Annotated in this window: 7 protein-coding genes and 1 pseudogene; 1 reads left to right on the top strand and 7 read right to left on the bottom strand. The window is 69.3% G+C overall.

Features of this window, described 5'->3' with window-relative positions; translation table 11 throughout:
* The 5 genes from fxsT to JHN63_RS44065 form a co-directional block, all read right to left on the bottom strand.
* On the bottom strand, positions 1-2411 hold a 2411-nt coding region (gene fxsT / locus JHN63_RS44085), incomplete at its 3' end, for an FxSxx-COOH system tetratricopeptide repeat protein (RefSeq protein WP_200690762.1).
* A gap of 24 nt (positions 2412-2435) precedes the next feature.
* Positions 2436-2747 carry a trypco2 family protein gene (locus JHN63_RS44080; RefSeq protein WP_200690761.1) on the bottom strand — a complete coding sequence of 104 codons (312 nt, stop codon included), beginning with the start codon at positions 2745-2747 and terminating at the stop codon, positions 2436-2438.
* Between the two features lie 105 nt (positions 2748-2852).
* Positions 2853-3512, bottom strand: a complete 660-nt coding sequence (locus JHN63_RS44075; protein ID WP_200690760.1) for a DUF5063 domain-containing protein — start codon at positions 3510-3512, stop codon at positions 2853-2855.
* Positions 3505-4104: a recombination mediator RecR gene (gene recR / locus JHN63_RS44070; protein WP_019070339.1), complete on the bottom strand. Its 600-nt coding sequence runs from the start codon at positions 4102-4104 to the stop codon at positions 3505-3507. The genes JHN63_RS44075 and recR overlap by 8 nt, the downstream gene beginning before the upstream one ends.
* A 73-nt stretch (positions 4105-4177) precedes the next feature.
* Positions 4178-4525 carry a YbaB/EbfC family nucleoid-associated protein gene (locus JHN63_RS44065; protein WP_200690759.1) on the bottom strand — a complete coding sequence of 116 codons (348 nt, stop codon included), beginning with the start codon at positions 4523-4525 and terminating at the stop codon, positions 4178-4180.
* A gap of 242 nt (positions 4526-4767) precedes the next feature.
* Between JHN63_RS44065 and JHN63_RS44060 the strand changes: the two genes are divergently transcribed.
* On the top strand, positions 4768-5490 hold the full coding sequence (locus tag JHN63_RS44060; RefSeq protein ID WP_200690758.1) for an SLATT domain-containing protein: 723 nt from the start codon (positions 4768-4770) through the stop codon (positions 5488-5490).
* A gap of 19 nt (positions 5491-5509) precedes the next feature.
* On the opposite strand, the gene JHN63_RS44055 is transcribed toward JHN63_RS44060, so the two are convergent.
* Together JHN63_RS44055 and JHN63_RS44050 are read right to left on the bottom strand one after the other, a co-directional pair.
* Positions 5510-7036: a substrate-binding domain-containing protein gene (locus JHN63_RS44055; protein ID WP_200690757.1), complete on the bottom strand. Its 1527-nt coding sequence runs from the start codon at positions 7034-7036 to the stop codon at positions 5510-5512.
* A gap of 132 nt (positions 7037-7168) precedes the next feature.
* Positions 7169-7899, bottom strand: a pseudogene (locus JHN63_RS44050) (serine/threonine protein kinase); the annotation flags it as partial.

Here is a 7899-nt window from a genome sequence, read left to right as displayed (position 1 = left end):
GCGTAAGCCAGGTTGTTCCGCGAAACCAGCGTGTCCGGGTGATCCTCACCCAACACCCGCACACGATCCTCCAACACCCGCTCGCCCAACCGGATCGCCCGCACCACATCACCCGACACCCGATACGCGTAAGCCAGGTTGTTCCGCGAAGCCAGCGTGTCCGGGTGATCCTCACCCAACACCCGCACACGATCCTCCAACACCCGCTCGTACAACCGGATCGCCCGCACCACATCACCCGACGTCTCATACGCGCCAGCCAGGTTGTTCCGCGAAGTCAGCGTGCTCGGGTGATCCTCACCCAACACCCGCGCATAGTCCTCCGCCGTCCGCTCGTACAGCGGGATCGCCCGCATCACATCCCCCGACTGCTCATACGCGTAAGCCAGGTTGTTCCGCGAAGCCAGCGTTCTCGGGTCGTCCTCACGGAAGAGCCGAGTAGCTGCTACCAGAGAGCGACTCAAGCAGTCGGTTGCCTGACTCAACTGCCCTTGCTCCTGGAGAAACTGTCCCGTCAGAGTGAGGATCGATCCAATCTCAGCCGTGTCCTCGCCCGGTTCGAACGCATCAAGGATGGCTTCGACGTGGGGAAGCAAGGCTCTCCAAGTCGGCCAGCCCGCAACGTTTCCGCTGGGATCCTCCGGAAGCTCACCAAGCATCAGCTCCGTGGCCCGGTCACGCGCAGCCAGGATGCGCGCCTGATCACGATGCGGATCGTCCTCCGACGGCGTGCGGGCCACCATCTGGACCAGACGGTGAATGCCGACCCCTGCCCGGTCGAGCGTGATCATGTTGTAGTCGGCCAACAGACCCAGGAGCTGGGCGAGGTCGATTGGATCCTCTGCGAGCGGCTCGAACAGAGATCGCGGAATGTCTGTCGGGGCGTACCACGCCGCGATCCGCAAGATCTCGACCGCCCTGGGATCCTGCTCCTCAAGCACGTCCAGCGTGATACGCCAGATCCGCGCGACCGTCCGCGCAGGGTCAAAACCGCCCGGTGCCGCAGCCGCCGCACGCGCCGGATACCGCTCCAGCATGGCCCGGTACGCCGCGATCGAGACCTCTCGCTGCGCGATGAAGGCGCCGGCCTGTTCCAGAGCGAGCGGCAGATGACCGAGTTCCTCCGCCAGCGCACGAGCCTCGTCTTCCTCACCGCCCCCAACGAGACCCGCCAAGAGGGCCAACGAAGCCTCCTGGTCCAGCACCTGCAACGAGATCGGGTCGCACACCCAACCCCGCTTGTACCGGCTCGTGATCAAGTGACGTCCGGAAGCCCGTAGTTGACCCGTCCAGGCATGCACATCCCTCGGCTTCTCCGCGTTGTCGAAAACCAGGAGCCACCCAGGATGCGTCTGCAACCACCCAACAGCCCACTCAGCGGCCTGCGTAGTCGTGAGGTCGGACGCCTCCTCACCCCGCAGCCGCACAGTCAGCGCCGCGAATCCCGCCTCGATCAGCTCAGGCGTGTCCGAGCGAATCCACCACACCAGCCGATACGCCCCCGCATGATCATGCGCGTAGTGCAGGGCAAGAGTCGTCTTCCCGACACCCCCAAGCCCGTGCACCGTCTGCGTAATCGTCTGGGACTCCCCCGAAAGCGCCCGCTCCAGCTCCGCCATCACCTCCACCCTGCCGACAAAAATCGGCGAGGGCAGCTCCGGCAAGTTGTTGACGCCCGGCGGGACTTCGACGTCGTACACGGTTGCCGTACGCCGCGCGCCCTCGCGATCAGCAGCCGTAGCCGCAACGTCCTCCGGCACCAACTCCCCCACCGCCGCCACGAACCCGGGCCGCGCAGCCAACTCCACCACCGACACCGCCGTCAGCTGATCCCCGTCGTAATCCCGCCGCCGATCGGTCGTCACGACCCCGATGAGCCGCCCCCGCGCGAAGAGCGCCGCCCCGGACGCGCCCGCCCAGACGCCGGGCACGGCGACCTGGTCGACGTACGCCGTGATCAGTCCACCGGACTTGAGCCCGGTCAGCCTCTCGATGTGGCCGCGGATCTCCTTCGTGTCCCGGATGCCGTCCCGTACCTCGGACTTGGGGAAGCCGACCGCGACGCACGCAAGCCGTCCCTCGTCCGGGACGACCGGGCCGGCGTCGATCCGGCCCCAGCGGACGGGGTCAGCTCCCTCCGGCGGGACCCATCCGGCATCCGTGATCCTGACCAATGCCCCGTCCGCCTGAGGCTCCCGCTCCAGATCAGGCAGTGGCTCCGTCAGCGGCCACAACACTTCCGCCGCACGCCATTTGGAGTCGCCGTCGAGACCCCTGACCTCCAAGACCCCACAGCCCAGCACATTGTGAAGGGCCGTCAGGACGATGTCGTCCGCGACCAGATAGCCGGTTCCCGAACACTTCCCGACCGGATTCCAGATCTCCACGACCCGCCGCACGTCCACAGCCACAGGCCAACACCCCCGTGCTCCCCGTTACTTGGGGCGTTCCCCCGAGTCGTCCGCGATACGCAGATCCGCGCCCTCGGCGTCGACCGGCTGGAGCGTGAGCTTCACGCGGCTCGTCGTGCCCTTCGACCGGGACGCCTTCGCCTCCGCGCCGAACGGGAGCACCAAGACCTTCGCCCGTGCCTCGCCGTCCTTCTTCACGTCCACGGCGAACTCGATCTCCACCGGGCCCGTACGGAACTGGATCTCCTCCCCCGCTCCGTCCCGCGCCGCCCGCTGAAGCTCCGCCCGGATCGCCCCGATCGCCTCGGCCAACCCCGCCCACGCCTCGTCCGCCATCGGGCGTCCCCCTCGTCCCCGTACACGCACATCCCCGTACACGCACTGTGGGGCGCAGCGTACTCGCCGCGCCCCACAACATTCCGTGGAAAATCCCTAAAGGCCCTACTTCACCGGCCTGATCCCCAGCGGCTCGCCCAGTTCCTCCGCCATCACCCGCCCCGCCTCGAACTCCAGCGTCTCGTCGCCCATGCTCACGTCCGTGTCCAGGCCGTCCAACTCCGGGAGGGGCTGGTTGAGGCGGACGTGGGCGACCAGGGACTGGAGGGCGCGGAGGGTGGCCGAGGCGGTGGAGCCCCAGTTGGAGAAATAGGAGAACTGCCACCACCACAGGGCCTCCGTGGTGCGGCCGGCGCGGTAGTGGGCCATGCCGTGGCGGAGGTCGGTGATGATGTCGGCGAGGTCGTCGGAGATCCGGGCCGGTACCGGGGCCGTGCGCGGATCGTAGGGGTCGAAGACCTCCGAGTACACGTCGATCGGCTCCAGCATCACCGCGAAGCGCTCGCGGATCTCGTCCACGTCCGGCTCCGGGCCCAGGTCGGGCTCGTAGCGCTCGTCCGGGAGGATGTCCTCGTGCGCGCCCAAGCGGCCGCCCGCCAGGAGGAGTTGGGACACCTCAAGGAGGAGGAAGGGGACCGCGGAGTCCGGGTCCTCGCCCTTCGCTACCTCGAACACGGCCACCAGGAAGCTCTCGACCTGGTCCGCGATCTGGACCGCGAAGTCGTCCGGGTCCGGATCGGTGGCATGCAGCGTGGCGTCAGACATCTAGGAGTCGTCTCCCCTCGAAGGCGCGGCCGAGGGTCACCTCGTCCGCGTATTCCAGGTCGCCGCCCACCGGGAGGCCGCTGGCCAGGCGGGTGACCTTGAGGCCCATGGGCTTGATCATGCGGGCGAGGTACGTGGCCGTGGCCTCGCCTTCCAGATTGGGGTCCGTGGCAAGGATCAGTTCCGTGACCGTACCGTCGGCCAACCGCGCGAGAAGTTCTCGTATACGCAGGTCGTCGGGTCCGACACCTTCGATCGGGCTGATCGCGCCGCCCAGGACGTGGTACTTGCCCCGGAACTCACGGGTGCGTTCGACCGCCACGACGTCCTTCGGCTCCTCGACCACGCAGATCACCGAGAGGTCGCGGCGCGGGTCGCGGCAGATCCCGCACAGCTCTTCCTGCGCGACGTTTCCACAGGTCGCGCAGAAGCGGACCTTCGCCTTGACCTCCATCAGGCACTGCGCGAGCCGTCGTACGTCCGTCGGCTCCGCCTGGAGGATGTGGAAGGCGATCCGCTGCGCGCTCTTGGGACCGACGCCGGGGAGCCGCCCCAACTCGTCGATGAGGTCCTGGACCACGCCTTCGTACAACGGACTGCCTGCCCTTCCGTGGAGTCATGCGGTACGCGTGACACGTACGTACCGTAGTTGGCTGCGGCCTGTCTTAGAAAGGCAGACCCGGGATACCGCTGCCGCCGCCGCCCAGTCCCTGCGCCAGCGGGCCGAGCTTCTGCTGCTGGAGGGTCTGCGCGTTCTCGTTGGCCGCCTGGACGGCCGCGACGATGAGGTCCGCGAGGGTCTCGGTGTCGTCGGGGTCGACCGCCTTCGGGTCGATCTTCAGCGCGCGCAGCTCGCCGGCGCCGGTCACGGTGGCCTTCACCAGCCCGCCGCCCGCCTGTCCGTCGACCTCGGTCCGCGCCAGTTCCTCCTGCGCGTTCGCCAGGTCCTGCTGCATCTTCTGGGCCTGCTGGAGCAGCTGCTGCATATTGGGCTGGCCACCACCGGGAATCACGATCAGCTCCTGGTTTCGTACGGCTGTGCAGGCGCGGTTCCGCCCGCTCGGCACGAGCCTACGTGCTCCGGGCAGTCATCGCTTCAGCACTCTTTCGAGTGAGTCTTCACCGTGTCCTATACCTGATCAAGACCCACTTCCGGGCGGAAAAGAGGTGAAACCAGATCCTTCGCCACCCATTGGGCGGTAGGAAGGATCCGGCACATCAGCATCAGGTGTCACACGACGTAAGGGAGTGCCGGGTGGGTCAGCCGGAGATTCAGCCCGAAGGCGGCGATGTGGCCGGGCGGACGTTTCCGCTCGGGGACTGGGGCGAGCCGACGGCCCGGCTGGACGAGCTGTACCGGTGGGTCGAGCGCGGGGCGCTGGATACGGCGGACCGGTATCTCACCGACCGGGTGTGGAAGCGGCGCGGGGCGCGGGCACTGCGCGCGGGCGCCGCGCTGGGCGCGCTGGCGGGGGCCGCGCTGCCGCTGCTGGACCTGACCGGGGTGGCGGGCGGGCTGGCCGACTGGGGCTATCTGGCCCTGCTGCTGGGGGCGGCGTGCGTGGCCGGGGACCGCTTCTTCGGGATGACGTCCGGGTGGATGCGGGACGTGGCCACCGCACAGGCCGTGCAGCGACGGCTCCAGGCACTCCAGTTCGACTGGGCGGCGGAGGGCGTCCGGGAGTTCCTGGGCCCGGCGGAGGGCACCGCGAGCGAGGCCGCGGACCGGTGTCTGGGGGTGCTGCGGCGCTTCTCGGAGGACGTGACGGAACTGGTGCGGGTGGAGACGGCCGACTGGATGGTGGAGTTCCGGACCGGGGCGGGGCCGCTGGGCATCCAGTCGGCGCCGGTTCCCGGCGGGCGGCAGGAGGGGACCGTCGTGCAGGGCAGGTTCCCGATGCCGCCGGGGCCGGGGGGACCGGGTGGCGGTGGGAGCCGGCCCAACATGCCTCGGCAGCGGCCGCCCGAGCCCCGGTGAGGTGAGGTGGGCTGCGGGGTCATGCGCAGAGCTTCAGGCCCTCCGGGGTCCAGCACGGGATGTGGCCGTGGGTCCGGATCACGTCCTGGCCGTTGCCCCGCGAGAGATACGTCAGGAAGCTCGACGCCAGGGAGTCGGCCGGGGGCTGGCCGTAGGTGTAGGCGTACTCGATCTCACGGTACGGGTACGCGCTCGTCCCGTGTTCGATGGCGTCCACGGAGGGCGGGTGGCCGTCGAGTTCGAGGGTGTGCAGGCCCTTGGCACTGGACGCGAGGGTGAGTTCGCTGTAGCCGATCGCGCCCTTGAGCTGCGCGACCTGGGTCAACACCTGGTCCGTGGAGTCGAGTTCACAGCGGATGACGGGTGCGGTCGGGTCGTCCTTGTGAACGCAGTCAACAGAGGAATTGGCGATCTCGCCGCGCTTCAGCACCCGCCGCTGGAACACCTGCCGCGTCCCGGAGTTGGCGTCCCGGCTGACCAGGTGCACGGCGAGATTCGGCCCCCCGAGCTGCCGCCAGTTGGTGATCTCGCCCCGGTACAGGCGCCGTACGTCCGCGGTGGACAGGTTCTTCAGACGGACGTCGTCGTTGACGACGATCGCGAACACCGACATCGCGATCCGGTTCTCGCGCAACTGCGGCATGTCGCTCGGCTTGGGACCGTCCGACAGGGCTACGACGGCCGGTGAGCCCTTCGTCGAGGCGAGCCCGGCGGCCTCCAACTCCCGTACGCCCGCGGTCGATCCGTGCGGGTCGACGACGACCTTCGCGCCCTCGCAGTCCTGCTCGTACTTCTTCGCGACCTCCTCCACCACCGGCGCGAAGGCGGTCGAACCGGTGACGGTGAGGGTGCCGCGGGCGCAGCCGATCGGGGGCGGGTCGTCGTCGCGGACCACGATGATCGCCGCCAGGGTCACCACGCACAGCGTGAGCATGATGGTGATCATCCGGGAGGCGCGGCTGAACAGGGGCAGGGTCTCGTCCGGGGTCGCGCTGCGGTTGGGGTGGACCTCGCCGTCGCGGATGCCGCCGATGAGCCGGATCGGGCAGCCGACGTCGCCGCCGGAGAGCAGCACGAGCAGTTTGAAGTGGTCGCCTCGGTTGAGCGGGACGCGCGGGATGCGCAGGGTGTTGCCGTCGTAGCCGAGGCCGGCCGCCGGGGTGAAGTGGTCCATCAGATGGTCGGTGCCGACCGGCTGGGTGACCGAGACGCCGCGGATCGTGCGGTCGGTGAACAGCGCGGTGAGGCCGTGGAGTTCGCGCCCGGTGTAGTCGTTGTCGGCGATGCTCTGCGAGCCGTCGTTCTCGATGCGCAGCAGGACGAGGGTGGCGTCGGACATGCCGGGGGCCTCGTCGAAGAGGCCGAGGCGGCGGTTGGCGCGGCCCGAACGGACGTCGTCGCCGATGGGGTTGTCCATCTGGACGCGGTAGCCGATGCGCTTGCGGCGCGGCACCCGGCGTTCGTACCAGACCATCACGCCGGACGCGACGATACCGAGCAGTGCGGTACCCACGGCGATGACGTTCTCCGCGCTCAGCCACTCCACTGCGGGCCCCCGCTCCCCAGTCGGATCGTGGGGTCACGGTACGGGGGGCACCGGAACAGGCGGGGGGTGCCGGCCGAAGTTCGGGTGACGTACAACTGGCCCTGAGGTGAAGGGAGTTGGGGTGGAGAGAGGTCAGCCCGCCTTGGTGTACGTCAGCTTCTCCCCGTTGCTGGTGCTCACGCGCTCCAGGGTGGTGGACGACAGCAGGGTGATCTCGGTGGCGGAGCCCGGGTTGCAGGACGACAGCGGCTTCCCGGAGGTGACGGTGGAGGCGCCGATCGCCAACGGGCCGTCCCCGCCCGGTGCTTGGGCGAGGTCGGCGGTGAACTCGCAGTGATAGCCGGGGCCGTCCGCGACCAGGGTCAGCACCGGGGATCCCACCTTGCCCTGCCGGATGGTGAGTTGACGGGTGTTGTGGCCCGTGGCGTTGTCGATGGACGCGTTCCAGGTGCCGAGATAGCCGCTCGGTACGGCGCCGTCGCCGGACGAAGTGGCGGAAGGGGACGGCGAGTTGGTCGGCGACGGCTGCCCGGTGGTCGGACCCGGGGTCGTGGGCGCGGCGCCGGTGGCCCGGCCGCCCGCACCGCTCGCCTTGCGGCCGCCGTCGCCGCCGTCCTTCATCAGCGCGTACACCGAGCCGCCGGCGCCCAGCGCGACGACGAGCGCGACGGCGACGAGCAGTGCGGTGGAGCGGCCGTTGCGGCGCGGTGCCTGGGGCTCCGGGTAGGGGCCCGGGCCGTAGGGCGGGGTGGTGCCGAGGCCGGGGTTGTGAGGGTACGGGTTGTAGGGGACCTGGCCGCCCCAGCCGACGAGTTGTCGCGCGGGCAGGTGCGGATAGTCGGTGGCGGCGGGTGGGGCGGCCA

The sequence above is a fragment of the Streptomyces sp. MBT65 genome (genome assembly GCF_016612545.1).
Classification (GTDB): domain Bacteria; phylum Actinomycetota; class Actinomycetes; order Streptomycetales; family Streptomycetaceae; genus Streptomyces.
This window is presented reverse-complemented; position numbering and strand designations above follow the sequence as displayed.